Source organism: Martinezella rhizogenes, from assembly GCF_000799715.1.
Taxonomy (GTDB): Bacteria; Pseudomonadota; Alphaproteobacteria; order Rhizobiales; family Rhizobiaceae; genus Rhizobium; species Rhizobium rhizogenes_C.
In genome coordinates this window covers 1,234,602-1,260,584 of record NZ_JUHG01000011.1, presented here as the reverse complement: position 1 = coordinate 1,260,584, position 25,983 = coordinate 1,234,602, and the positions used below count along the sequence as shown (strand labels likewise).

25 protein-coding genes are annotated in these 25,983 nt (G+C 60.4%); 14 read left to right on the top strand and 11 right to left on the bottom strand.

The features are described 5' to 3' along the window. Positions 1–122 precede the first annotated feature (122 nt). On the top strand, positions 123–1,751 hold the full coding sequence (locus EX00_RS30775; protein WP_052210698.1) for a Hint domain-containing protein: 1,629 nt from the start codon (positions 123–125) through the stop codon (positions 1,749–1,751). 14 nt (positions 1,752–1,765) lie between these two features. Here EX00_RS30775 and EX00_RS09990 read toward each other — a convergent pair whose 3' ends face one another. Further along, entirely contained in the window at positions 1,766–2,575 is an 810-nt protein-coding gene (locus tag EX00_RS09990) for a DeoR/GlpR family DNA-binding transcription regulator (protein ID WP_047456715.1), read from the bottom strand. Between the two features lie 335 nt (positions 2,576–2,910). On the opposite strand from EX00_RS09990, the gene EX00_RS09985 reads away from it, so the two are divergent. From EX00_RS09985 to EX00_RS09955, 7 genes are all read left to right on the top strand, one after another. Continuing rightward, positions 2,911–3,789: a phosphotransferase gene (locus EX00_RS09985; RefSeq protein ID WP_047456714.1), complete on the top strand. Its 879-nt coding sequence runs from the start codon at positions 2,911–2,913 to the stop codon at positions 3,787–3,789. A 9-nt stretch (positions 3,790–3,798) separates the two neighbouring features. Continuing rightward, the gene (locus EX00_RS09980) at positions 3,799–6,246 is read left to right on the top strand and encodes a GcvT family protein (RefSeq protein ID WP_047456713.1); all 2,448 of its coding nucleotides are present in this window, start codon (positions 3,799–3,801) and stop codon (positions 6,244–6,246) included. Between the two features lie 134 nt (positions 6,247–6,380). Then, entirely contained in the window at positions 6,381–7,637 is a 1,257-nt protein-coding gene (gene mauJ / locus EX00_RS09975) for a methylamine utilization protein MauJ (RefSeq protein WP_047456712.1), read from the top strand. 213 nt (positions 7,638–7,850) lie between these two features. Beyond that, complete coding sequence (gene ung, locus EX00_RS09970; RefSeq protein WP_047456711.1) at positions 7,851–8,552, top strand: uracil-DNA glycosylase; 702 nt, start codon at positions 7,851–7,853, stop codon at positions 8,550–8,552. Between the two features lie 143 nt (positions 8,553–8,695). Further along, a complete protein-coding gene (locus EX00_RS09965; RefSeq protein WP_047456710.1) occupies positions 8,696–9,628 on the top strand; it encodes a VOC family protein in 933 nt (310 codons plus the stop codon). Positions 9,629–9,643: 15 nt separating this feature from the next. Further along, positions 9,644–10,255 (top strand): alpha/beta hydrolase, encoded by a 612-nt coding sequence (locus EX00_RS09960; protein ID WP_047456709.1) that lies wholly within the window; start codon positions 9,644–9,646, stop codon positions 10,253–10,255. A gap of 142 nt (positions 10,256–10,397) precedes the next feature. Beyond that, positions 10,398–11,132 carry a phosphotransferase gene (locus tag EX00_RS09955; RefSeq protein ID WP_047456708.1) on the top strand — a complete coding sequence of 245 codons (735 nt, stop codon included), beginning with the start codon at positions 10,398–10,400 and terminating at the stop codon, positions 11,130–11,132. Positions 11,133–11,243: 111 nt separating this feature from the next. Here the strand turns inward: EX00_RS09955 and EX00_RS09950 are convergent, their stop codons facing one another. Continuing rightward, a complete protein-coding gene (locus EX00_RS09950; protein ID WP_047456707.1) occupies positions 11,244–11,669 on the bottom strand; it encodes a hypothetical protein in 426 nt (141 codons plus the stop codon). Between the two features lie 216 nt (positions 11,670–11,885). Between EX00_RS09950 and EX00_RS09945 the strand changes: the two genes are divergently transcribed. From EX00_RS09945 to EX00_RS09930, 4 genes are all read left to right on the top strand, one after another. Next, positions 11,886–12,782 carry a DMT family transporter gene (locus EX00_RS09945; protein ID WP_047456706.1) on the top strand — a complete coding sequence of 299 codons (897 nt, stop codon included), beginning with the start codon at positions 11,886–11,888 and terminating at the stop codon, positions 12,780–12,782. A gap of 62 nt (positions 12,783–12,844) precedes the next feature. Beyond that, positions 12,845–13,234, top strand: coding sequence for a RidA family protein (locus tag EX00_RS09940; protein ID WP_047456705.1), 390 nt, complete (start codon positions 12,845–12,847; stop codon positions 13,232–13,234). Between the two features lie 20 nt (positions 13,235–13,254). Further along, positions 13,255–13,737, top strand: coding sequence for a VOC family protein (locus EX00_RS09935; protein WP_047456704.1), 483 nt, complete (start codon positions 13,255–13,257; stop codon positions 13,735–13,737). Positions 13,738–13,772: 35 nt separating this feature from the next. Further along, positions 13,773–14,501, top strand: a complete 729-nt coding sequence (locus tag EX00_RS09930) for a class I SAM-dependent methyltransferase (protein WP_047456703.1) — start codon at positions 13,773–13,775, stop codon at positions 14,499–14,501. Between the two features lie 3 nt (positions 14,502–14,504). Here the strand turns inward: EX00_RS09930 and EX00_RS09925 are convergent, their stop codons facing one another. The 6 genes from EX00_RS09925 to EX00_RS09900 all read right to left on the bottom strand — a co-directional run bounded on the left by EX00_RS09925 (position 14,505) and on the right by EX00_RS09900 (position 20,660). Then, positions 14,505–15,086 carry an NAD(P)H-dependent oxidoreductase gene (locus EX00_RS09925; protein WP_047456702.1) on the bottom strand — a complete coding sequence of 194 codons (582 nt, stop codon included), beginning with the start codon at positions 15,084–15,086 and terminating at the stop codon, positions 14,505–14,507. Next, entirely contained in the window at positions 15,083–16,492 is a 1,410-nt protein-coding gene (locus EX00_RS09920) for an FAD-binding oxidoreductase (protein WP_047456701.1), read from the bottom strand. The genes EX00_RS09925 and EX00_RS09920 overlap by 4 nt, the downstream gene beginning before the upstream one ends. Position 16,493: 1 nt before the next feature. Next, on the bottom strand, positions 16,494–17,807 hold the full coding sequence (locus EX00_RS09915; RefSeq protein WP_047456700.1) for a cytosine deaminase: 1,314 nt from the start codon (positions 17,805–17,807) through the stop codon (positions 16,494–16,496). Then, positions 17,807–18,673: an ABC transporter permease gene (locus EX00_RS09910; protein WP_052210697.1), complete on the bottom strand. Its 867-nt coding sequence runs from the start codon at positions 18,671–18,673 to the stop codon at positions 17,807–17,809. The genes EX00_RS09915 and EX00_RS09910 overlap by 1 nt, the downstream gene beginning before the upstream one ends. Continuing rightward, positions 18,673–19,497: an ABC transporter ATP-binding protein gene (locus tag EX00_RS09905; RefSeq protein ID WP_047456699.1), complete on the bottom strand. Its 825-nt coding sequence runs from the start codon at positions 19,495–19,497 to the stop codon at positions 18,673–18,675. Before EX00_RS09905 ends, EX00_RS09910 begins: the two co-directional genes overlap by 1 nt. A 146-nt stretch (positions 19,498–19,643) precedes the next feature. Further along, entirely contained in the window at positions 19,644–20,660 is a 1,017-nt protein-coding gene (locus EX00_RS09900) for an ABC transporter substrate-binding protein (RefSeq protein WP_047456698.1), read from the bottom strand. Between the two features lie 184 nt (positions 20,661–20,844). Between EX00_RS09900 and EX00_RS09895 the strand changes: the two genes are divergently transcribed. Next, on the top strand, positions 20,845–21,813 hold the full coding sequence (locus EX00_RS09895; RefSeq protein ID WP_047456697.1) for a LysR family transcriptional regulator: 969 nt from the start codon (positions 20,845–20,847) through the stop codon (positions 21,811–21,813). On the opposite strand, the gene EX00_RS09890 is transcribed toward EX00_RS09895, so the two are convergent. Further along, entirely contained in the window at positions 21,801–22,598 is a 798-nt protein-coding gene (locus EX00_RS09890) for a creatininase family protein (protein WP_047457667.1), read from the bottom strand. The genes EX00_RS09895 and EX00_RS09890 overlap by 13 nt on opposite strands. A gap of 336 nt (positions 22,599–22,934) precedes the next feature. Between EX00_RS09890 and rutF the strand changes: the two genes are divergently transcribed. Then, positions 22,935–23,474 carry an NADH-dependent FMN reductase RutF gene (gene rutF, locus EX00_RS09885; protein ID WP_047456696.1) on the top strand — a complete coding sequence of 180 codons (540 nt, stop codon included), beginning with the start codon at positions 22,935–22,937 and terminating at the stop codon, positions 23,472–23,474. A gap of 10 nt (positions 23,475–23,484) precedes the next feature. Here the strand turns inward: rutF and EX00_RS09880 are convergent, their stop codons facing one another. Both EX00_RS09880 and EX00_RS09875 read right to left on the bottom strand, forming a co-directional pair. Further along, a complete protein-coding gene (locus tag EX00_RS09880; protein ID WP_047456695.1) occupies positions 23,485–24,489 on the bottom strand; it encodes an NAD-dependent epimerase in 1,005 nt (334 codons plus the stop codon). 14 nt (positions 24,490–24,503) lie between these two features. Continuing rightward, positions 24,504–25,823, bottom strand: coding sequence for a UDP-glucose dehydrogenase family protein (locus EX00_RS09875; protein ID WP_047456694.1), 1,320 nt, complete (start codon positions 25,821–25,823; stop codon positions 24,504–24,506). Between the last annotated feature and the right edge of the window lie 160 nt (positions 25,824–25,983).

The window sequence follows — 25,983 nt, the reverse complement described above, 5'->3', positions numbered from 1 at the left end:
ACAACTCGAGTAATGATATATGCGACTCGACTAATAAGCGAGTTGCGTGCTACCGTATACTCGGTAGCCGTTAGGCGCTTCTGCGACTTTTCCAGCTGGCATCATGATCCGAGGGGATATCGATGGCAACCTGCACCTGGACGAATGACAACGGTAACGGTCTTTGGATCGATCCCGGCAATTGGTCCACGAACGCTCTTCCCAGCTTTGGAGATTCTATTGTCGTTGATAATGGCGACACCGTTACCCCCTATTTTGGACATCAGCCTGATATCGGCAGCCTCTTTCTTTCGCCCGCCAGTACCCTCAACCTTTATGGCGGCTTCCGCCAAACCTGGATAAAGATAGATGGACCGATCACCGGCGGCGGGGGTATCTCCATTAGCTCCTTGTCCCACCTGGAAGCCGGCAGCGGAGTAACCTCGGCCGTCGGTTGGGTTTTTGTCGGGGGGAGCTATCAATGGGGCGGATCGGGCTCCTCTCAAGTGGTGACGCTGGGCGATGGCGCACAGTTTAATTTTTCCACGCAATTCGACGGTACCATTTATGAGTACAGCCAAACCAATTCGGCAACCATAGCCTATAATGGCCCGGGAGCGGTTTCGAGTATTTCAGTCGACGGTCAGATAGCAACATTCGTTACGACTGCCGGCAATTACACGCTCAACTTCGCGGCCAATCTCAACCCTTCGACGTTTATACTGGATGCCGCCACCGGAACGATCGTCGTTTGCCTTGTCACGGGGACGCTGGTCCGCACGACACGAGGTGACATTGCCGTCGAGGATTTACGGGTTGGAGACGTTGCCATTACGGCATCCTCACAACAACGCCCCATCCGATGGATCGGAAGCGCGGAGCTGGATTGCGCCAATGCGCGAGACGTCCATGCATGCTGGCCGATCCGCATTGCCGCCGGCGCCCTTGGGCCCAACAAGCCTGAATATGATCTCCATGTCTCTCCGGCACATGGTATTTGCACCACCGTCGTGACCGATCTTCTGATACCCGCTTCGGCGCTCGTGAACGGAGCGACAGTCGTACAGGTCGAATGTGCGAAGGTGACATACTGGCATGTGGAACTGGATGAGCACGATATCCTCGTGACGAATGGATTGCCGTCGGAAAGCTATATCGACCATGGGAACCGCAATTTCTTTTCCCGGGCAACGGGCAATCCAATTCAGCTGGTGAAGGATGGCGGCCAAAGACGCCTAGCCTATGCCCCGGAGGGGCCGCTGGTCGAGGCTGTTCGGATGCAACTCCGCGCGCGCGCCCTCGACATGGGGTGGACCCTGAGCGACGATCCCTTTGCCGATGTGCATCTGGTTGCCGACGGACAACGCATCGATCCTGTCCTCAACGACTGGCGCGCGAAGTTTCATGTGCCGGCCTCGGTGTCCGAACTATGGCTCGCCTCGGAATGGGGCGCGCCGAACCTGATCGGTTCCTCCGGCGACGGCCGCCAGCTCGGCGTTTGTGTCTCGAAGCTGGTCATCAATGATGAAGTCACGGATGCCAGATATATCTCCGTGGACGATGACCGGTTGATCGATGGTTTTCATTATGTCGAGGACGGTTACCGCCGCTGGACCACCGGACATGCACGCTTGCCTTCGTCTCTCTGGGGAGGTTGCCGTGGATCCTTTTCCCTGACCATCGATTTTGCCGGCCCCGCCGTGCCACGCTGGATCCCGCCGGCGTCTTCAGGAGAGCCTGCGATCGCGGAGCATTCGGCGCACGCGGCTTAAGATACAGCGTCCCCTCAGCGCTGCTCCACGCGGCGCTGGCTGGCGACGACGAGGTCGATCTCGTTGCGCTCGAGCATGGCCTGGATATCCGCAGGCGGCGTGTCGTCGGTGACCATCATGTTGTAGATGCTGGGATCGTCGATGATGATCGGGGCAGTGCGGCCGAATTTGGCGCTGTCGGCGACGATGATACGGTTTTCGGCGCGCCGCGCCGCTTCACGGGAATATTCCGCTTCCTCGAGATCGTGCAGCATGAAGCCGGAGGTGGCGTTGACGGCGCCGACGGACAGGACAGCATGCCGGACATTGAAGCGGCGCAGGAAATTGCTCGCTTCGGCACCGAAGGCCCCGCCATCGTGACTGCGCAGCTCGCCGCCGGCGAAGAAGACGCGATTGCCGTTGCGGGTCGCCAGCGCATGCGCGACCGAGACGGCATTGGTAACTATGAAGAGGTTCTGGTGCTTCTGTAGCGCCACGGCGATGAAGGCCGTGGTCGAGCCGATATCGAGGAAGATCGTGTCGCCGTCCTGTATGATCATCGCGACACGGGCGGCGATGATGCGCTTGGCTTCCGCGTTCTCGTTCATGCGGAAATGCAGGGGCTGCTCGATGAACGAGTCCTTGATGTGGACGCCGCCATGCACCTTGGTGACGAGGCCATGGGCCTCCAAGCTGCGGATATTGCGCCGGATTGTCTCTTCCGAGACGTCCAGCCGCTCGGCGAGAAACTGGATGCGGCTAGCCCCGCCGGCGAGCCGGAGCTCCTCCAGGATCTCGCGTTCCCGATGGTTCGAATGAAGCGGCGCCTGTGAGATGCCCGTCATGGTTTCGATCCTATCTGGGGCATGATCCGAAAACGTTGAAAGTGGCTTGCGGAGGAGGAGGCCATGCCTACGAATATGTAGAGCGGGATAATGCTTCGAAGACAAGCGGTCTTGCTGCAATCATCCCGAGATTTAATTTTTAAGCCAAATCGCGCTGACGATGAAGCTTTCTATTGTCTCTATCCATAACCTAATATGACGCAGATCCAATTTCCCAATGGAACTCAACAAAAAGCCTCTCGGCCGTTTCATTTTGTGGCTGCTTCTTGACAGTTCCCCGTTTGTGGGGAACCTCTTGCATCCAGGAGATGCGCAATCGCCGCGCTGGGGTAGGGATGGCCGCAACACCCGAAGACAGAATACATGCTCTTGGCATCTGGCGCGGGCCGATCGAGATCGCTCCGCTGGTGGGCGGCATCACCAATCGCAATTATCTGGTCACGGATGGCGGCCGACGTTTTGTCGTCAGGCTCGGAACCGATATTCCGGTTCATCACATCAGCCGGGCCAATGAGGCGGCGGCGAGCAGGGCCGCGCATGCGGCCGGGTTGTCGCCCGCCGTCATCCATCATGAGCCCGGTATCCTCGTGCTCGACTATATCGACGGCAAGGCGCTTGCGGCCGAGGATATCCGCGAGCCGTCGATGCTGGCGCGCATCGTGCCTCTCATTCGGTCCTGCCACCGGGATGTCTCCAAACATTTTCGCGGTGCCGCCGCGATTTTCTGGGTTTTCCATGTCGTGCGCGACTATGCCGCGCTTCTCGAGGAAGGGGACAGCCGGCATCGGGCATTGCTGCCTTCCTTCCTCGATAGTGCCGCGCGGCTGGAGCAGGCGGCCGGCCCCTTCGACATCGCCTTCGGCCACAACGACCTGCTGGCGGCGAACTTTCTCGACGATGGTAAACGGCTCTGGCTGATCGATTGGGACTATGCCGGCTTCAACACCCCGCTCTTCGATCTCGGCGGTCTCGCCTCCAACAATGATTTTTCCGAGGATCAGGAAACCGCAATGCTGGAGGCTTATTTCGAGGCACCGGTGAGCGGCGATCTGTGGCGGCGCTATCAGGCGATGAAATGTGCGTCGCTATTGCGCGAGACGATGTGGAGCATGGTGTCGGAAATCCATTCCGAGATCGACTTCGATTATTCAGCCTATACGAGCGAAAATCTGGCGCGGTTTGAACGCGCCTATCAATCATTCCGGAATTCTTGAGGTGATGCGATGAAGGAACTGCCCAAAACAGCGAAGGCGGTCGTCATCGGCGGCGGCATTATCGGCTGCTCGACGGCCTATCACCTCGCCAAGCTCGGACTGACCGACACGGTGCTGCTGGAACGCAAGAAACTGACCTCGGGCACTACGTTCCACGCCGCCGGTCTTGTCGGGCAATTGCGGACCAGCGCCAATATCACGCAGATGCTCGGCTATTCCGTCGATCTCTACAAGAGGCTGGAGGCCGAGACGGGGCTTGCCACCGGCTGGAAGATGAATGGCGGCTTGCGCCTTGCCTGCAACGAGGAACGCTGGACAGAGGTGAAGCGTCAGGCAACGACGGCGCAATCCTTCGGGCTGCAGATGCATCTGCTGACACCGCAGGAAGCCTTCGACCTCTGGCCGTTGATGGATATAGACGATCTGGTCGGCGCGGCCTTTCTGCCGACGGACGGACAGGCCAATCCCTCCGATATCACCCAGGCGCTGGCGAAAGGCGCCCGCATGGCCGGCGTTTCGATTTTCGAGGATACCGAAGTTCTCGATCTGGAGATCGACAAGGGCAGGATCCGCGCCGTCATCACCGACAAAGGCCGCATCGAATGCGAGCGTGTCGTCGTCTGCGCCGGGCAATGGACGCGGGCGTTCGCGGCGCGCTTTGGCGTCAACGTGCCGCTCGTCTCCGTCGAGCATCAATATCTCATCACCGAATCCTTCGGCGTTCCCTCCAACCTGCCGACACTGCGCGATCCCGACAGGTTGACCTATTACAAGGAAGAGGTCGGCGGGCTGGTCATGGGCGGCTATGAGCCGAACCCCGTCCCCTGGGCGGTCGACGGCATACCCAAGGATTTCCACTACACGCTGCTCGACAGCAATTTCGACCATTTCGAGCAGATCATGGAGCAGGCGCTGGCGCGCGTGCCGGGGCTGCACACAGCTGGCGTGAAGCAGCTTCTGAACGGGCCTGAGAGTTTTACGCCCGATGGTAATTTCGTTCTCGGCGAGGCGCCGGAGCTGAAGAACTTCTTTGTCGGCGCCGGTTTCAACGCCTTTGGCATTGCCTCCGCGGGCGGGGCGGGGATGGCGCTTGCCGAATGGGTGGCGAAGGGCGAGCCGCCCTATGATCTCTGGCCGGTCGACATCCGCCGCTTCGGCCGTCCGCATTTCGACACGGACTGGGTCCGCACCCGCACGCTCGAAGCCTATGGCAAGCATTACACCATGGCCTGGCCCTTCGAGGAATATTCGAGTGGCCGTCCTTGCCGCAAGTCGCCGCTCTACGATCGGCTGAAGGCGCAAGGCGCGTGTTTCGGCGAAAAGCTCGGCTGGGAACGGCCGAACTGGTTCGCCGATCTCTTCGCCGGCGAGGAGCCGAACGATGTCTATACCTACGGACGGCAGAACTGGTTCGATGCAGTGGGACGCGAGCACAAGGCGGTGCGCGAGGCGGCCGTTATTTTCGACCAGACCTCCTTTGCCAAATTCGTACTGAAGGGGCGCGATGCCGAGGCGGCGATCTCGTGGATTGCCTCCAATGATGTCGCCAAGCCGGTGGGAGCGCTGACCTACACGCAGATGCTCAACGACCGGGGTGGCATCGAATGCGATGTAACCGTGGCGCGTGTTGCCGAGAATGAATTCTACATCACCACCGGCACGGGCTTCGCCACCCATGATTTCGACTGGATCGCCAAGAGCATCCCGGCCGAGATGCATGCCGAGCTGGTGGATGTCACCTCCGCCTATTCCGTGTTGTCGCTGATGGGGCCGCATTCGCGCGCGGTGCTGGAGGCCGTAACATCGGCCGATATTTCCAACGCTGCATTCCCCTTCGGCCGGGTGAAGACCATCGGCATCGACGGCTGCCCGGTCCGGGCGTTGCGCATCACCTATGTCGGCGAGCTTGGCTACGAGCTGCATGTGCCGGTGGAATATGCGACCACTGTCTACGACACGCTGATGGCGGCCGGCCGCGACCATGGCCTCGTCAATGCCGGCTACCGCGCCATCGAAAGCTGCCGGCTGGAAAAGGGTTATCGCGCCTGGGGCTCCGATATTGGTCCCGACCACACGCCGGTCGAGGCAGGTCTTACCTGGGCTGTGAAGATGAAGAAGGGCACTGCTTTCCGGGGTCGCGAGGCCATCGAGCGGCAGCTGGCGTTGGGCGTGAAGAAGATGCTCGCCTGCTTCGTGCCGGATGATCCCGAGACCGTTCTTCTTGGCCGCGAGACTATCTACCGTGACGGCCAGCGCGTCGGCTGGCTGTCGAGCGGCGGCTATGGCTACACGATCGGCAAGGCTATCGGTTACGGCTATGTCCGCGATCCAAGTGGAGTGACGGAGGATTTCGTGCTTGGCGGCCGCTACGAGCTCGATGTCGCGCAGCGTCGAGTGCCATGCCAGGTGTCGCTGAAGCCGCTCTATGATCCGCAGATGGTGCGGATCAAGGGGTGATTGGGGAAGGGGGAGCTTGTTCTGGCGAGATGATACGGATTCTGTAACGAATGTCACTCGTACGACGCTTGGCGACGTGTTGACTATAGCCCATTATCGAGATCGATTGATTGGGTAAGCTAGGAACACAATCCATGCGCTGTGTAGCTAATTTCGAAGTTACCTCTGATCTTTCGGTGGTGGCTGATGGTCAAGTGTTGAACATCTGTGACCCTCGCGACACCTTCAAAGTGCTGATCAGGAACATCCCGCGCTCAGAGTTCACAACCCCGTTTTTGCTCTCGGTTCATATCTACTTCGATGCTGAGGCGTTGGATGAGGCGGCTGATGCAGCGGAGGACCACCTAGCTACGTGTCTCAACATGCTCGCATTCACGACGGGTTCTGGCTTTCGAAAGCATAGGATAAAGCAAATTGTCGATGCCGAACCGTCCTTGAAAGGCGCAATGAGAGATATCCGCATGTGGGGCGATAGGATTGAATACGATGATCCGCAGCCATTCCTAGACGATGAGCACGCTAAGACAATCGAACATCTGCTGGAGTTTGACATTCCGCCAGCTATCAGGCGCGCTCTGCGATGGTATCGATTGGGAATAGACGCCTCAGCGCCGGACGACCAATTCACCTACTTTTGGTTTGCGCTGGAGATCGTGGCCGAGTTTCAGAAGCCAGTTGCGAAGGTGAATGACAAATGCCCGCACTGTCAGTCCGCGCTTTATTGCGAAAGGTGCGAAACCTATCCGCAGCATAGGCCCTACGCAAAACAAGCTATCCGCGCCTTGCTGATGGATGCGGATGAGGGGTGCGATGATGCAACGGTGGCCCTTCTCGATAAAACCCGCAACAGCCTCATGCACGGAGCGACGCTTAAGGAAATCGAAGGTTCACTGCCTGATCCTCATGAAAGTGTAATCGACACGCTAGGGCGACTATTGTGGAAGGCCCTAGTCAGACAGTTCCCCAGAGAAATGTTCGATGGTTCCTTGGTGATGGGGGTACCGTCTACATACGTGAATTACAAGACGACAGCCGTCGCTCACATCCAAACTGTTGTGCCGGTTGGCGCTGACGGCCATTTCGATCTGAATTTCACGGGAATGGTTATGACGATGAAGCCGTTTGGGCCGCCGCAAAGTGCTTTGCCGTCTGCCGTGCGAATGACAAGTGAGCAACTCGACCAGCTTAGAAAGCTCAGCTACCAAAAGGGCGATCAGCAGGAAATGCTGGAACGTATTCGACAAAATGTGAGTGAGCAAGGTGGTCACATCTACGCGCTGGTCATTTCCACGGACATGGCGATGATCAACAGGGCCATAGAGAAGGGGGAAGTGGGCGAATGGCAGGACCTGTTCCGCCAGTTCATTGATACCGCGCAGGTTGTTTACTGAGCGCGTCCGTTAGCTAGCGCGCCATAGCTAATGGAAAGTTGTCCGCTTCGGGCCAAGGGCCGCTATTGATGGCATTCGTCGAGCGAGATCGGAGCCAAGCCCTGCCACCGTTCAAAAACTGTGATCTCCCCGCCGCCACATCCGCCATTTTCTTGACACGCCGCCGCTTTCATCCTCAATCGACATGCTGACAACGGACGGAGGCGAGAGACGATGGCGGAAGCGGGTATCAAGCTGGAGGAGAGCTGGAAAGAGGCGTTGTCGCCGGAATTCGAGAGCCCCTACATGCAGCAGCTCAAATCCTTTCTGGTCGAGGAGAAGCAGCGCGGCAAGGTGATTTTCCCGCGCGGCAGCGAGTATTTCCGGGCGCTGGACCTGACGCCCCTCGATGAAGTTCAGGTCGTGATCCTCGGGCAGGATCCCTATCACGGCGCCGGCCAGGCGCATGGGCTCTGCTTCAGCGTCCGCCCCGGCGTGCGCATTCCGCCATCATTGGTCAATATCTACAAGGAGTTGGAGGCCGATCTCGGCATTCCGCCGGCGCGTCATGGTTTTCTCGAAAGCTGGGCGAAACAGGGCGTGCTGCTGCTGAACAGCGTGCTCACCGTCGAGGAATCGCAGGCTGCCTCGCATCAGGGCAAGGGCTGGGAGCGCTTCACCGACGCCGTCATCCGCCAGGTTAACGACGAATGCGACGGCGTCGTCTTTATGCTCTGGGGCTCCTACGCCCAGAAGAAGGCCGCTTTCGTGGATACCGAGCGGCATCTCGTCTTAAAATCCGTGCATCCATCGCCGCTTTCCGCCCATAACGGCTTCCTCGGCTGCCGGCATTTCTCCAAGGCCAATGCCTATCTGGAAGAACATGGTCGGGAGCCGATTGAATGGGCTTTGCCGAGTGATCCGGGCAATAGCTGACTTCACGTTGAACGATACCATCTTATCGTTCAATAATCAGAGACAATCCGTTTGGCACTTGAGGGCTATCGAAACGTCCGCTCTCGGACCATCTTCTGCTCATGGAAAACGCCTGCCGTTGCGGGCGAGACAAGGGGTTAGAGATGCTCAATCAGATCAAGGGTCTTCACCACGTTACCTCGATGGCGGAAGATGCCCGTACCAACAACAAGTTCTTCACCAACACGCTCGGCCTTCGCCGGGTCAAGAAGACCGTCAATTTCGATGCGCCCGATGTCTATCATCTCTACTATGGTGATGAGATCGGCACGCCCGGCACGATCATGACCTATTTCCCGTTCCCGAAAATGGCGCGTGGCCGTCCGGGTACCGGCGAAGTTGGCAATACCGTCTACTCCGTTCCGGAAGGGGCCATAGGCTATTGGGCCGATCGGCTTGGCAAGCAGGGCGTCGAGGGACTGAAGGCGGATGAATCCTTCGGCCAGAAGCGCCTGCATTTCTCCGGTCCCGATGGCGACGGTTTCGCGCTCGTCGAGGTCAAGGATGACAAGCGTGATCCCTGGACCCATGGCGGCGTCGATGCCGAACATGCGATCAGGGGCTTTCACTCCGTCGCCATGCGGCTGCGGGACGAGGGCGCGACGGCCGAGCTGCTGAAATATATGGGCTATGAAGTGGTCGATACGCATGAAGGCGTCAAGCGGCTCGCCATTCCCGGCGGCAATGGTGCCGATGTCGTCGATCTCGAAACCATGCCGAACATCAACCGCGCGCTTCCCGGTGCCGGTTCCGTCCACCACGTTGCCTTCTCCGTCGAGAACCGCGCCAAGCAGTTGGAAGTGCGTAAGGCCTTGATGGACACGGGGTATCAGGTGACTCCGGTCATCGACCGAGACTATTTCTGGGCGATCTATTTCCGCACGCCGGGCGGCGTGCTGTTCGAAGTCGCCACCAACGAGCCGGGCTTCAACCGCGACGAGGATACGGCTCATCTCGGCGAGGCGCTGAAGCTGCCGGAACAGCATACGCATCTGCGTGCGCTGCTCGAGGAGCATCTCGAACCGCTGGACGTCTAAGCGAGGGGTAAGATCATGACCGATACGACCTATGTGCACCGGGTAAAGCCCGGTGCACCCGGCAAGCCCATCCTGTTCACCTTCCACGGTACCGGCGGGGATGAGAACCAGTTCTTCGATTTCGGCAGCCGCCTGCTGCCGGACGCTACCATCGTCTCGCCGCGCGGCGACGTTTCGGAACATGGCGCCGCCCGCTTCTTCCGCCGTACCGGCGAGGGCGTCTACGACATGGCCGATCTTGCCCGCGCGACGGAAAAGATGGCGGCCTATGTCAAAGGCCTCGCCATCGACCACGGTGCCTCGCAGGTGCTTGGTCTCGGCTTTTCCAATGGCGCGAATATTCTCGCCAATGTGCTGATCGAGCACGGCGGTCTCTTCGATGCCGCCGTGCTGATGCATCCGCTGATCCCGTTCCAGCCGCGCGACAATGCCGAGCTCGAGGGTCGGCGTGTGTTGATCACGGCCGGCGAACGCGACCCGATCTCACCGGCGCCAGTGACCAAGGCGCTGGCGGATTATTTTACGCGGCAGAAGGCCGAGGTGATGCTCGACTGGCATCCGGGCGGCCACGATATCCGCCCGAATGAGATCGAGGCGATCCGTGGGTTTCTTGCGCCTTACATGTAAAGAGGGAATTCGGTGGGAAATGCCGCTGGCTTTTCTGAAGTGCTTCTGGCGGGAAGGTTTCGCCAGAAGCGGCCATCGTAACGTCGTAAATTTTCCTTACTTCTCCCATCAATCTAATCATGGCTGCCAAGGATTATAGCCAATGGGATGGGAAGCCCTCAGGCAATGGGGTGAAGACGCCGCTCGTATCGAACCACTTACTGGCGGGGTTGCCAACGACGTTTGGAGCGTTCGCGTCCATGGGCAGATCGCCGTCGGTCGTCTCGGCTCCAGAACCGACGTTGATCTCGCTTGGGAAACCGAGCTGCTCCAGCACCTCGGTCTTGAAGGTATGGCCGTTCCAGTGCCGATCCCGACGACTGGCGGCCGGCTGTTCGCGGACGGTCTGGTAGTAATGAAATACATAGAGGGCGGACCGCCCGAGACGATAACCGACTGGCGTCGCGTGGCTGACACGCTCCGGGAGCTGCATCGGTTAACGCAGGGCTGGCCGCAGCGCCCATGCTGGCGATCGTCGTCCGACCTCCTCCATGCCGAAACGGGAACGAGGATCAATCTTACCGAGATGCCTCCCGAGGGTGTTATTCGATGTCGAGCGGCGTGGGCGCGGCTCGTCGGACGTCAGACATGCGTTGTCCACGGCAACCCCAATAATCCTGGCAACGTCCGCATGACCGCAGATCGCGTCGCGTTGATCGACTGGGATGAGGCACATGTCGACGTCCCCGATCTTGACCTGGTGTTGCCCAACAACGCTGCCGATCTCGACGACGGCGCGTATGACATCGCCGCGCAAGCGTCAGCCGCATGGGAAGCCGCCGTTTGCTGGCGGGACGAGTATGCAGTCAAGCGGCTTGCCGAAGTTCGAACGGTCTGAGCAGTTTCGAAGGATCGACAGGCCGATATCCACACCGGATACCTCTGGCGATCGCAATTCGATGTCTCCTGTTGTCCAGTCCGTGGCGTACCGCGACCCTAGGACCTCCAGCTATTTCCCGACCATCATCACCATGCTTCTCGCCTGCGTCTCGGCCATTCGCCTGTCCGCCTGGGCAATATAGTCCGGCCCACAGAACACCTTTAGGTTCGCAGCATCCGCAGCGTCCAGCTCCGCGTGCCCGGATTTCGCGATGACGATGCGCCAGGCGCAGCCAAGAATCTTGTCGGGCTGGATCGCCTTGTCGCAGCCCGTGCTTAGGCAGAATGCGACGTTTTGCTGCCCCTGATATTTCCCGTCGATGGCGTCGCTGTACTCTGTCTTCCAGGTGTCGCGCGTATGCCGGCAAGCGCCGGGATTGGCGCTCTGGCTGCATTCCACGGCGGGGTTGATATAGCTCTCGGCAACAGGCCACGGCACGGCGTCGACCAGGCTCACGCAGCCGCATGCAAACAGGCTTGCCAGCAATAGCTGCATTGTTTCTCCCTCTGCCGAATCATCCATACCCTAAAGGCGCCTGAAATATCCGCAAGACGGACAGGCTGGTTTGGATGGAGCAGGCGTGGCGGTTCTGCAACCGCTATATTTTCTTCTCGCGTTCGTGACATGCGAGCCGCAAGCATGGCTTGTAGGGTGTTCCGGTGCTCGCTAATAGTCGAGGCATAAAACAAAAGGAAGTCGGGAGGATTCGTCGTGACGCTGGCGGAGCAGCAGCAATATCGGCTGGGCGTGACCTATGTGGCGCTTTCGGCCCTGGCGTGGTCGACATCAGGCCTGTTCGTGCGCACCATCCACGCCGATCTGATGACTATTCTCTTCTGCCGCGGCATCGTCACCGGCTTTGGCGTCTTCGCGCTGTTTTTCTACATCGAGCGCGGCAATGGCTGGCGGATTATTCGTTCGATGCGCTGGCCGTCGCTGGCCGCGACGGTTTTCTCCACGACAGCCATGATCGGCGGTATCGGCTCGATCTATTACACCTCCATTGCCGATGCGATGGTGATCTATGCGACCGTGCCGTTCGTTACGGCCGGTGTCGCCTATGTCTTCATCCGGGAGCGCCCGAGTGCGACGACGCTCGTTGCCAGCGTCGTCGCCTTGGCCGGAGTGCTGGTGATGCTTTCCGGTGAGGCCGCCGGTGATGGAAGCTGGCTCGGCAAGGGGCTTGCCGTCATCATGACCCTGGCGGTTGCCGGTCTTGCCGTCATCATGCGCCAGCATCGAGATGTGCCGATGCTGCCGGCGATGGCACTGTCCGCATGGCTCTGCTCCTTGGTCACCTTCTGGTTTGCGTCGCCATCCATGGTGTCGGGACATGACTTGGGTCTGATCGTCGCTTTCGGCCTCGTCCAGAGCGCCATGGGTCTCAGCCTCTATACGTTCGGTTCGCGGCTGATCCCGGCCGCCGACGCCACGTTGATAACGTCGCTCGAAGTGCCGCTGACGCCGTTGTGGACCTGGATGTTCCTGGCGGAGCTACCCTCAAAGGCGACATTGGTCGGCGGGCCGATCGTGCTTGCCGCGCTCTTCGGCCATATCCTCCTGGAAGTGCGGCGAAATAGGGTGAAGGAGCCCGTTCAGGTGCTCTGAGCGGCTTGTCCATCGACTGTCGAAATGCTGAAATCGGCCCTACAAACGAGGAACCGATGCCAATGAAGAAGACGTTCAATCCGCCCTCCGTCCGCCGCCCGTTCGGCAACTACAATCACGGCCTGCTGGTGCCGCCGGGCGCCAGCCTGCTCGTGACTTCGGGCCAGCTCGGGATTGCTCTTGATGAGACTATTCCCTCCGACGTGACCGGCCAGGCGGAGCTTTGCTTCGAGGCGATCAAGGCGATCCTCGATGAGGCGGGCATGAGCTTTGCCGATGTCATCCGCATTTCCGGTTTTGTCACCAGGCGCGAGGATTTCCCCGCCTACATGGCTGTCCGCGACCGCTATACGCTCGATCCGAAGCCGGTCTCGACGCTGATCATCGTTGGCGGGTTTACGCGGCCGGAGTTTTTAGCGGAGGTCGAAGTGACCGCAGCGAAGGTAGTGTGATGACAGGAGCTTCAAACGAAATGGCAGATGTGCCGATGCCGCAAATCCTGGGTCTGTATGAGACCCATCTGACGGTCGTCGATCTGGATCGTTCGATCCGGTTTTATCGCGATGTCATCGGGCTGGAGCTGGCGACCGTCATCGAGAACAGGAACGTCGCGTTCTTCTGGATCGACGACAAAAGGAAGGGCATGCTCGGCCTCTGGGCTATAGGCAGCGCGCCCCTGCGAATGCGGCTTCACATTGCTTTTCGGGTCACTCTGGAGGATGTTCTCGGCTCTGCCGCCGCGCTGAAGGCGCATGGCGTTCAGCCGCTCGATTTGAATGACAATCCATCGGACGAGCCCGTCGTTCTCGGCTGGATGCCGGCAGTTTCGCAATATTTTTTGGACCCGGATGGGCATTCGATCGAGTATATCCATGTGCTTGAGGATGCGGCCGATCCGAGCTTTGGTGTTAAGCCCTATTCGCAATGGCTGTCGCGGCCGAAACCCGCGATCTGACGGGGATCAGCGGTATCGAGCCTTGAAAGGCGAGCATGACCCAGAACATCTATGATGATCCGGCCTTCTTCCAGGGCTACAGCCAGCTGCAACGATCGATCGATGGGCTGGCAGGCGCGGCTGAATGGCCGTCGATCCGGGCGCTGTTGCCCGACTTGCGCGGTCTGGATGTTGTCGATCTCGGTTGCGGCTTCGGCTGGTTCTGCCGCTGGGCGAGGGAGCAGGGCGCAGCCAATGTGCTGGGTCTCGATATCTCCGACAATATGCTCGCCCGCGCTGAGGCCGAGACGGCTGACAAGGCTATTCGCTACGGCAAGGCCGATCTGGAAGATCTACAGCTTCCGGCGGCCGCTTTCGATCTCGCCTATAGTTCGCTCGCCTTTCACTATATCAAGAATGTCTCCGGGCTTCTGGCGACGATCCATCGGGCGTTGAAGCCCGGTGGACGGCTGATTTTCTCCATCGAGCATCCGATCTACATGGCGCCGCGACGGCCGGACTGGCTGGTCGATACTGAAGGCTGCAAGACATGGCCGCTCGACAGCTATCAGATGGAAGGGCCGCGGGTGACGAATTGGCTCGCCGAAGGCGTGGTGAAGCAACACCGCACCATGGGGACGACGCTTAACCTGCTGATCAACTCAGGCTTCACGATCACGCATGTCGAGGAGTGGACGCCGACGGATGGCGATCTCGCCGCGCATCCGGATTGGGCGATCGAGCGCGAGCGTCCGATGTTCCTGCTGATATCGACGATGAAGTGAGTTTTAGAAGCGCTCCATCTCCTGCTTCACCTTCCCCAGAAACCGTTTTCTCGTTTCGTCGGTTGAGCGGTTCATATCGTAGTGGGCGAGGAAGACCACGGGCGCGAAGGGTTTGATCTGTGCCCGTAGGACGCGCTTGACGATCTTCTTTGGCGGATTGCCGGCAACGAAGGCGCGGAAGGGGTCGGCACCATAGGTCATCACCGCGCCGAGCTTGCGGATATGCCGCAATTTCGAGGCCACTTTGCCGTTCACGAGTTCGAAGGAGACGCCCGGCAGCCAGACCCGGTCGAAATAGCCTTTCAGGATCGCCGGAAAACCGAAATTCCAGACCGGCGTCACAATGACAAGGGCCTCGGCGTGTTCGAGCCGCTCGACATAGGATTTCACCGTCTCGGTATTCTCCGGGTAATCGTGATAGATCATCCGATCATGGCGGGAGAGAACCGGGTCGAAGCCCTCGGCATAGAGATTGCAGTCGTCGACCTCATGGCCGGCGGCTTTCAAGCTCTCGACCGTCTGCCGGTTGAGGGCAGCACCATAGCTCTCTTCGACGGGATGCGAATGAAGGACGAGAACCCTCATGAGGCCTCCATCAGCGCCGCGAGGCCCGGGAAAAGATAGTTCTGGCCGGCCTTGAAGTCGAAGTCCGGATTGTCCCAGGCGATCATCTTACCGGGGTTGAGCAGGCCCTTGGGGTCGGTCTCCTTCTTGAAGGCGAGCTGGACGGTGTCCGTCTGCTTCATGCCGCCTTCTTCCAGCGTGTAACGGTGCGGATTGAAGATCGGGCAGCCGTGATCCTGGTGGATCTTGATGATCTCCTCCAGCCGTGCCTCGGAGGTGTAGCGCACCAGCGGCAAGCCCGAGCACTGGATCTGGCCGTCGAACTTGATGAATTCGAGATGGCCCGGCACTTCATCGCCGAAGATCTCGACCATCTTCTGCACCTTGGCGACATGGTCGGGGCCTGGATACTGCACCTGCAGATAGGTGATTGAGGGATCGACCTTGATGGCGCGCAGCGTCGTGTGGTTCCAGGCGAGTTCATAGGCATGCGGGATGCCCTTCATGCTTTCTACCTTGTCGGAGCGGAAGGTGATTTCGCCTTTCTGTTGGCTGGCGAAGGCGACGAACGGCTCCATGGAATGCGGCGCGATCATCAGCGCCACGATCGATTGGCCGTGACGGATATAGGGTTTGTGGCGGGTGAAATATTCGTGCGGGATGGGGGCGGCGATCGGGGCGATTTCCTTGACCAGGATGCCGTTGCATTTGGCGAGCGCGTCGGAGAAGCGCACGGCGTCCATGAAGTCGTCATAGCCGACCAACACGTCCACCCAATCATAGGCAGGGGCGAGCGGCATTTCGATCTCGGTGATGATGCCGTTGGTGCCGTAGGCGTGGCTGACCTTGGTCAGGTCCCAGCCGGTGAGATCGAGGACGCGCGGTTCGGATTCCATGGTGACGACGCGCAGCCGCAGGATATTGCCGATGTCGCGCAAGCCGCCCCAGGTGATCGAACCGACGCCGCCGGAGCCGCCGGCGATGAAGCCGCCGATGGTAGCCGTCTGCGCGGTCGAGGGATGGAAGCGCAGTTCCTGACCGGAATGGGCCTTGGTCTGGCGGTCGAGTTCGGCGATGACGATGCCGGGCTCGCAGATGACGCGGCCGGTGTGGATTTCCTTGACCTTGTTCATGGCCGCGAGGTTGAGCACGATACCGCCCGAGAGCGGCATGGCCTGGCCGTAATTGCCGGTGCCGGCGCCGCGCGGGGTGACGGGCACGTCATGGGCATAGGCCACCTTCAGCGTGCGGATCACCTCTTCCTCGGTCTTCGGGGTGACGACGAGGTCGGCGGTGACATTGTCGAGCTGTGCTTTCAGGATCGGCGAGTACCAGTAGAAATCGCGGCTCTTCTGGCGCACCAGCGCCGGATTGTCTTCGATGGCGATGCCTTCGAGTTCTTTCTTGATGAGCTGATAATCCGGCATGTCAGGCTCCAATAACAGTATCGAGTTCACGGTAATCCGGCAGGCTGCGGTCGATGACTTTGCCCTTGCGAAGGACGACGCGGTCGGACTGCGGACGGGAGAGGAATTCGCTCCAGCGGCGGGCGCTGAAGAGGACGAGATCGGCGGGGCCGCCGACAGCGATGCGGCCGATATCGGGGCGGCCGAGGATTGAGGCGGGCGAGGTGGTGACGACGCGGGCGGCCGTATCCAGCGGATGGTCAAGATGGAGGATACGCACGGCCTCGCGGAAGACTTCGACGGGATCGAGGTCGCCATAGGCGTAGAAGGGGTCGCGGGTATTGTCGGAGGCGACGGCGGTCGGCACACCGGCGGCGGCAAGCTCGTGCAGAAGCGTAATGCCACGCCAGCGCGGCGTGCGGCCCGGATGGCGGTCCTGCAGGTACATGTTGCACATTGGCAGGGAGACGATGGAAATCCCGGCCTTGGCGACGAGGTCGATGGTAGTGCGTGCGACGTCTTCGTCCTGTCGGGCGAGCGAGCAGCAATGGCCGGCGGTGACCTTGGCGGTGAAGCCGTTACGCAGCACGGCCTCGGCGATCGCTTTCAGCGTCAGCACTTCCCGGTCCTCGGTCTCGTCGACATGCAGGTCGATATCGAGACCATTGTCGGCGGCGGCGCGGATCAGCTTGTCGAGCTGACGGTCGATATCGGGGTTCATTTGTGTGACGCCACCGAGAAGGCCGCCGGCCTCGCGGACGACCGTCACTAGATCGGTGAAGAAGGCATCGTCGACCATGAAATCCAGCGGGAAGAGGGCGACGGCCTGTAGCGCGATCTTGTCCTTCCATGCCTCGCGCACCTCCGAGAACACCTCGAAGGAGATGCGGTGCTGTGGCGCCAGCGAATCCAGGTGGGTTCGGATCAGGCTGGTGCCGTGGGCATAGGCCGCGCGCAGCGAGAACTCCATGCGCTTGCGCACATCTAAGGCCGACCAATTGGCCTCACGGTCTGAGCGCACGGCATCGAGCGCGCCCATGAAGCTGCCGTCCGGATTGGCGCGGCGCTCCCAGATGTGGCCCTTGTCGAGATGGGTATGCATGTCGGCGAAAGTCGGCCAGACCATGCCGTCGCGCATGTCGGCCTTGGCGAATTCAGCCGGTGCTGTGCCGGCGGGCAGGATGTCCCTGATGAGGCCATCGGCGACGACGATGTCGGCTTTCACGAGGCCTTCGCTGGACGGACCAGAGAAGCCCACGACGGTAACGGCGGGGACGGTGGCGTTGCTCAACACGAAGCGCGCGGCATTTGGCGGGGACATGAAGGAATAGGACATCAGTTTTCCCGCTTGAGGCTGCTTTCATGCCAGCGATGCAGGCTCAGCCATGAGATGAAGGAGGTGAGGGCGAAGATGGCGACGCCGAGTGCCGAGAGCAGCAGCAGCGCGGCGAACAGACGCGGCATGTTCTGGCGGTATTGCGCCTCCAGCAGGCGGAAGGCGAGGCCGGAATTGGGACCGCCGGAGCCGGCGGCGAACTCGGCGACGACGGAGGCGATCAATGACAGGCCGCCGCCGATCCGAAGGCCGGTCATGAAATAGGGCTGGGCTGCCGGCAGCTTCAGATGCAGCAGCATCTGCCAGCGTGAGGCGCCGTAGAGATCGAAGAGGTTCAGGAGGTTATGATCGACGCTCTTCAGGCCCTGCACCATGTTGGAGAGGATCGGAAAGAAGGCGACGAGGAAGCCGCAGATCAACAGCGCGGATTCGCGGGTTGGCGCATAAATCAGGATCAGCGGCGCGATTGCGACGATCGGCGTTACCTGCAGGATGACCGCCAGCGGATAGAAGGCAAGCTCGATCCAGCGCGACTGCACCAGGAAGACGGCGAAGCCGACGCCGCCGATCAGCGCCAGCGCCAGGGATATGAAGGTGATCTGTGTGGTCACCCAGAGCGCCGGCGAGAGGATGCCCCAGTCGGACACCAGCGCCTTGGCGACGGCAAGCGGGCTCGGCAGGATATATTGCGGAATATCGGCGCCGATGACGAGAAGCTGCCAGAGGACAATCAGGACGACGACAGTCAGGATCGGCACGATGATACCGAGGGAGCGTTCGGCATTTCTGGTGCGGACGGCCGGCTTCGGCGGGGCGTCCGCCGCTTCCGTGGACAGGTTTGCGGAGAGGCTGGTGCTGTCGCTCATCAATGGGCCTCCGGCCAGCCAATGGCCTCGATCAGGGAACGGGACACCTTCTCGCAGACCTGCCGATATTCCTCGGAGGACCGATAAAGGGGGTCGCGCTCGCCGCTGGTGTTCAGGGGGAAGTCCATATGGACGCGGCCGGGGCGGGCCTTCATGACGACGATGCGGTTGGAAAGATAGGCGGACTCGTAGACGGAGTGGGTGACGAAGATCACCGTGATGCCGGTGGTTTGCCATAGCCGTAGCACATCGTCGTTGAGCTTTTGGCGGGTGATCTCGTCGAGGGCGGCGAAGGGCTCGTCCATCAAGAGCAGCTTCGGCTTGGTGACCAGCGCGCGGGCGATGGAGACGCGCATCTTCATGCCGCCCGACAATTCGCGCGGATAGGCCCCGGCGAAATCCTGCAGGCCGACGGTTGCGAGCGTTGCCATGATCTGCTCACGGGCTGATGTCTCGGAGACGCCGCGCAGTTTCAGCGGCAGATGGACGTTGCCGAAGACGGTTTTCCAGGGCAACAGCGTCGGCTCCTGAAAGACGAAGCTGATATCGCCGTCCGGCAGTCCCTTGGAATTGATGCGCGAGCTTGGCCAGTCGATCCGGCCGCTGGAGGCGCCACCGAGGCCGGCAATGATGCGCAACGCCGTCGACTTGCCGCAGCCGGAGGGGCCGAGCAGGCTGATGAACTCGCCGCTTTCCACGTTGAGCGACATGCCGGAAAGCGCCAGCGTGCCGTTGGAGAAGACTTTCGAGACCTGCTCCATGACGACCAGCGGCCGCTTGCGCGGTTCGGTTCGGGTGGTCGTAGCGGCTTCAGGCAGGGTCATGGTTTGGCTCTTTGTTGATCCACCCTCCCCTTGAGGGGGAGGGTCGGAGCGAAGCTCCGGGGTGGGGTGATCCTTCGAAACCTCGGCGTGTCCCCCCCACCCGCCGCTTTGCGGCGACCTCCCCCTCAAGGGGGAGGTGCCAAGACTTATTTCTTCAACGCCATCCCAAAACCCTTGCAGACGAACTGTGGGTCGAAGGCTTTTTTGTAGTCCGTATCGGCGTCGAAGATCTTGATCTGCACCATCTCGTCGAAGAACTTCTTGTAGTGCGCATCGGTGATGCAGCCGATGCCCTTGTCGATGGCGTCGCCGGATTCCACGATGCCGTATTCCTTCATCTTGGCGATGGAATAGGCGATCTGGCCGTCCGTCATGTCGGGATTGTCCTTCTTGATCAGATCGTTGGCCGCTTTGTTGTCGCCGTAGAGATAGTTGTACCAACCTTCGATCGAGGCGTTGACGAAGCGCTGCACGAGGTCCGGGTTCTTCTGGACCATCGCGGTCTGCGCGGTGATCATCGTCGAATAGGGCGAATAGCCGGCGTCGGCGATCAGGAAGACTTTCGGCTTCCAACCGGCCTGCTTTTCGATTTCATAGGGTTCGGAGGTCAGATAGCCCTGCTGCGCCGACTGCTTGTCGGAAAGGAACGGTGCCGCGCTGAAATTGTAGGGTTTGAACTGCTCGTCCTTGAAGCCGGAGAAATTTGCCTTCATCCACTCGAAATAGGTGACGTAGCCGTCCTTGCTCATGAACAGGGTCGGCAGTTTGGCGAGATCCTCGAATTTCTCGACGCCGGCGTCCGGATGGGCGATCAGTACCTGCGGGTCCTTCTGAAAGATGGCGGCGACATCGACAATCGGGATGCCTTGCTTGACGGCGTCGATTTCCTGCTGCGGGCCGCCCATGTAGAAATCGATCTTGCCCGAAATCAGCAGTGCCGAGTTGGCGGCATTGGGGCCACCCTGGACGATGGTGACGTCGAGACCGTATTTCTTGTAGGTGCCGTCGGCCACCGCCTGGTAGAAGCCGCCATGTTCGGCCTGAGCGAGCCAGTTGGTGCCGTAGGTCACCTTGTCGAGGGCGCTTGCCGGCTCGGCCACGGCAATGGCGGCCACCAGGCCCATGGCGGTCAGAAATGCTTTGGACTTCAATGCATTGAACATGGCTGGTTGTTCCCCTTATTCGCCACGGGACGCCGCCAGTGACGCCCATTTTCTGCATTTGAGCGATTGCGTTGCGCTTTGAAAAGCATCAAAATTCGTGCGCATTGATGCCTTTTAGGCATCTCAGCCGGCGCCTGTGCCTAAATTGTGCGGCCTGGGCAAAATTTATGCAATGGGGACACCTATGCTGCATTCGAGACGACTGATTTACATCAACGAGATCGCCCGCTGCGGCTCGATCCGCAAGGCGGCGGCGCGGCTGAACGTAGCGTCCTCGGCGATCAACCGGCAGATATTGGCGCTGGAAGAGGAGATGGGAGCGCCGCTGTTCGAGCGGCTGCCGCGTGGCCTCAGGCTGACGGCGGCGGGTGAGCTCTGCATCGAGCATATTCGCGAGGTGCTGAAGAATTACGAGCGGCTGGAAGGGCGCATCCGCAGCCTGAAGATGCAGCAGGCCGGCAAGGTCAGGATCGTGACGACGGTCGGCCTTGCCTCCGGGCCGTTGCCGGAGATCATCGCGCGGTTTCTTTCCGAGCATCCGCGCGTCTTCATTCAGTTGCGCAACGATTCCGGCTCGACCACCGTGGCGCCGGTGCTGTCGGGTGAAGTCGATATCGGCCTCGGCTTCAATATCCCGGCGACGCCCGGCATCCGCTCGCTCGGTAATTTCGACATCCCGATCGGCGTGGTGCTGCCGCCCGGGCATCCGCTGATCGGGCCGGGGCCGATCAATCTCGCCGATGTGGTGGAGGAGCGGCTGCTGCTGGCGCAGCCGGGCACCAGCCTGCGCGATATCATCAATCTGACGCTGGCGCGGCTGTCGGTGCAGGTCGAGCCGGTGCTGGAAAGCAATGCGTCGGAGATGCTCAAGCAGCTGGTCAAATGCGGGGCGGGGCTGACGCTGCTCAACCCGCTCGATGTCATCACCGATTGCCGGCGCGGCGAGCTTGTGTTCCGGCCGATCGCCGAGCCGCATTCACGGCACCAGCCGTTGAAGCTTTTTGCGCGGGCGCGGGCGCCGCTGGATGCGGCGACCAGCCTGTTCGTGGAATATCTGCTTGCCGAACTGGCCGGCCTGGTGGAGGAACTGCAGGCGAAAGGACATATCCTGATGCCGTCGGAGCGACGCCGGTCGGACGCTTATTTTGAATAGAGGTTCGACAGCGGATAGTCCCTGAGATCGCGTAGCATTTCGATGAAACCCTTGATCTGATGGCTGCAGATGAGCGCGCCCTTTTCCGCCGTGCCGTTGGCGGCATTGCCGACGACGCCGTTGGGGTTGAGATCGTGGGCGATCCAGGCGAGCGAGTGCGGCGGCAGCGGCTGAAGGTAGTTTGAATGTTCCTTCATCCATTCCGCCTTGGAGGCGAAGTTCTCGGCCTTGTCCATTCGCACCAGCTCGGGACGGAAATGCAGCATCAGCGAGGTCTCTACATCGCCGCCATGGATGCCGTAGCGCTGCTCGTGCTCGCTGATCATGCCGTCGGGCGTGCCGAAGCGCATCCATTGCGTGGCGACGACGGCCATCTGGTAGCGCACGCGCAGTTCGCGCGCGACGATGCCCATGATGTCGAGATTGCCGCCATGGGAATTGACGATGACCATCTTGCGAATGCCGGCCTCGGCGACCTTGGCGCCGATTGCGGTCCAGACCGGGATCAGCAGCTCGGCGCTGAGGGACAGCGTGCCGGGGCCATAGACATGCTCGTTGGCCTTGCCGATTTCCTGGGTCGGCAGCACGAGGAAATCGAGATCGTCCGGGCGCTGGACCTTCAGCTCTGCCAGCATGCCGTTAGCGATGGCGACGTCGGTTGCGATCGGCAGATGCGGGCCGTGCTGCTCTGTCGAGGCGATCGGCAGGACGGCGATGGTGGTGTCGGGCGAAAGGCCGGCGAAATCATAGGTGTTCAGTTCATTCCAGTAGAAGGGCTTCGCCATGGCCATAACCTCTCATGCGCGTCTCTTTTCTAATGGATACGGCAAGGATGATGACGGAGGAAAGCATCAATTTGCGGCCGTGCCGCTGCCTTTTTGTGTACGCTGATGGCCAGAGCCATCACGATTGCCGGCCATGCTGCTTCGTTCTGGGAAGGCAGGAGGAAATGCCCCAAAGGCGTATGGACAGGATAGTTTTTCCTTTTGTTGATAGATTTTATAGAAAATTAATTGCCATGCGGACGCCGGTTTCGCGAAATGCGGTTGCTTGAGATAAGCAGGTTGACTTGGTACGTTGCTTGCATCCAGATTTCGGCACGACATGCGGGGACAATGGGAATGAACATGAAGACATCCGTGGCGTTCGAAAAGGCGGTGCCTGTCGCCGATCCCGATGTGGCGCGAGCCGAATTTCGCAATGCCATGGCGCGCATGGCCGCCGCCGTGAACATCGTTACGACCAATGGACCGGCGGGGCTCGCCGGCTTTGCCGCAACCGCCGTCTGCAGCGTCACCGACAGCCCGCCGACCCTGCTCGTCTGTCTCAATCGTGGTGCGTCCGTCCATCCGGCGGTGACGGAAAATGGCGTACTCTGCGTCAATGTGCTGTCGGACGGGCACCAGGATCTCTCGCGCCTCTTCGGCGGCAAGACACCGGTCGCCGAGCGCTTCGCCGCGGCCGCGTGGTCGGAACTGTCAACCGGCTCGCCAGCACTGGAGGACGCACTCGTTTCCTTCGACTGCCGCATCGTGCGCCGCGCCGATGGCGGCACGCATGATATCCTGATGTGCGAAGTCGAGGCCATCCGCCAGCGCGACGGCGGGCAGGGGCTGGTTTATTTCGACCGCGCCTATCATCCAGCGGGTCAGGCCGAATAATTCGGCTTGCTCAATAATTTTCCTCATACCACTCGACGAAGCGGCGCACGCCTTCGTCGACCTCGATCTGCGGCTTGAAGCCGGTCAGCGCCACCAAGAGGTCCGGCACGGCATAGGTGTTGTGCACGTCGCCGGGCTGCATCGGCAGCATGTGGCGGATCGCCTTCTTGCCGAGCATCGCCTCGATGGTTTCCACGAAGCTCATCAGCCCGACCGGCTGGCCGCCGCCGATATTGACGATGCGGAAGGGTGCGTTGTTCGATAGCGTATCGCTGATCGTGTCCGATAGGACCCGGTTTTCTTCCGAAGGGATGACGCCGATCAGCTTGACGATGCCTTCGACCAGATCGTCGATATAGGTGAAATCGCGGCTCATCTTGCCTTCGCCGTAGATCTCGATCGGCCGGTCGTTCTTGATGGCGTCGACGAATTTGAACAGCGCCATGTCCGGCCGGCCCCAGGGACCGTAGACGGTGAAGAAGCGGAAGACGGTGGTCGGGATGTGGAAGAGATGGGCGTAGCTGTGCGCCATCAGCTCCATGCTCTTCTTCGTCGCCGCATAGATCGTCATCTGCTCGTCGGCCTTGTCGCTTTCCGCGAAAGGGATCTTCTCGTTAGCGCCGTAGACTGAGGAGGTGGAGGCGAGCAGCAGGTGTTTCGGCTGGATGCTTCGCGCCAGTTCCAGCACGTTGAACGAGCCGACAAGGTTAGAATCCACGTAAGAGCGCGGATTTTCGAGGCTGTAGCGCACGCCGGCCTGGGCCGCGAGATGGACGATGACATCCGGTTCCGCAAGCTCGGCGGCATGATCCAGCGCCGCCTTGTCTTCCAGCATGCCGGTCACGGCCTTGAAGCCGTTGGAGCGGGCGAGGATGGCGGTACGTTTCTCCTTGAGCTTGACGTCGTAATAGGGCGTCATTCCGTCGAAGCCGACGACGAAATGTCCGTCGTCGAGCAGGCGCTTGGCAAGATGAAAGCCGATGAACCCGGCGGTTCCGGTGATGAGGTAACGCATTCGTCGGCCCTTGCTTACAGTTCGGCCCCGTTCATGGGTCTGCCGATGCTCGTATAGACAAAGCCGTGCTTTGTGACTTCGTCATGGCGATAGATGTTTCTGAGGTCGACAAGGACGGGAGCGTTCATGACGCTCTTCAGCCGGGCGAAGTCGAGCGCGCGGAACTGGTTCCATTCGGTAACGATGACAAGCGCGTCAGCGCCCTGCGCCGCGCGGTAGGCATCAGGAGCATAGGCAATGTCGATCACCTGGCGGGCATTGTCCATGCCTTCGGGGTCATAGCCGACCACCGTGGCGCCGCCGTCCTGCAGCGTCTGGATGACCGAGATCGCCGGGCTGTCGCGCATGTCGTCGGTGTTCGGCTTGAAGGTCAGGCCGAGCACGGCAACGGTCTTGCCCCTAACATCGCCACCCATGGCCGCGATGACCTTGCGGCCCATGGCGCGCTTGCGATTGTCGTTGATCGAGATCGTCGTCTCGATCAGGCGCACGGGGCTGTCATAATCCTGCGCGGTCTTGGCGAGCGCCAGCGTGTCCTTTGGGAAGCAGGAGCCACCATAGCCGGGGCCGGCATGCAGGAACTTCGCGCCGATACGACCATCAAGCCCGATGCCGCGCGACACTTCCTGCACATTGGCGCCGACTTTCTCGCAGAGATCGGCCATCTCGTTGATGAAGGTGATCTTCATGGCAAGAAAGGCATTGGCGGCGTATTTGATCAGTTCTGAGGTGCGGCGGGCGGTGAAGAGCAGCGGCGCCTGGTTGAGATAGAGCGGCCGGTAGACCTCGGTCATGACGCCGCGCGCCCGGTCGTCATTGAGGCCGATGACGATGCGGTCGGGACGCTTGAAGTCCTCGATGGCCGCACCCTCGCGCAGGAATTCCGGATTGGAGACGACGGCGACGTCGGCATCCGGATTGGTTTCGCGGATGATGCGCTCGACCTCGTCGCCGGTGCCGACCGGTACGGTCGACTTGGTGACGATGACGGTGAAACCCTTGACGTGCTCGGCGATCTCGCGGGCGGCGGCATAGACATAGGAAAGGTCTGCATGGCCATCGCCGCGGCGCGACGGCGTGCCCACAGCGATGAAGACGACGTCGCTGGCGGCAACGCTGGTTTCGACATCGGTCGAGAACGACAGGCGGCCGGCGCGGACATTATCAGTGACAAGCTGTTCCAGGCCGGGCTCGAAGATCGGGATCTCGCCCTTAAGCAGCGCCTCGATCTTGCCGACATCCTTGTCGACGCAAATCACATCATGGCCGAAATCCGCAAAGCAGACACCAGACACAAGACCCACATAACCCGAACCGATCATCGTGATGTGCATGGAACTTCAATCCTCTTGCTTGCAGTGGGCTCAGCTCTGCGGCGCGATCCCTTCATTGGCGGTCGCCTGCGCTTATACACAGGATCGTGGGGGACGCCTATACGTTGCGGTGCTTATCCAGGGCACTGCGCTAGAAGCGTCATAAAGACCATAAAGATAA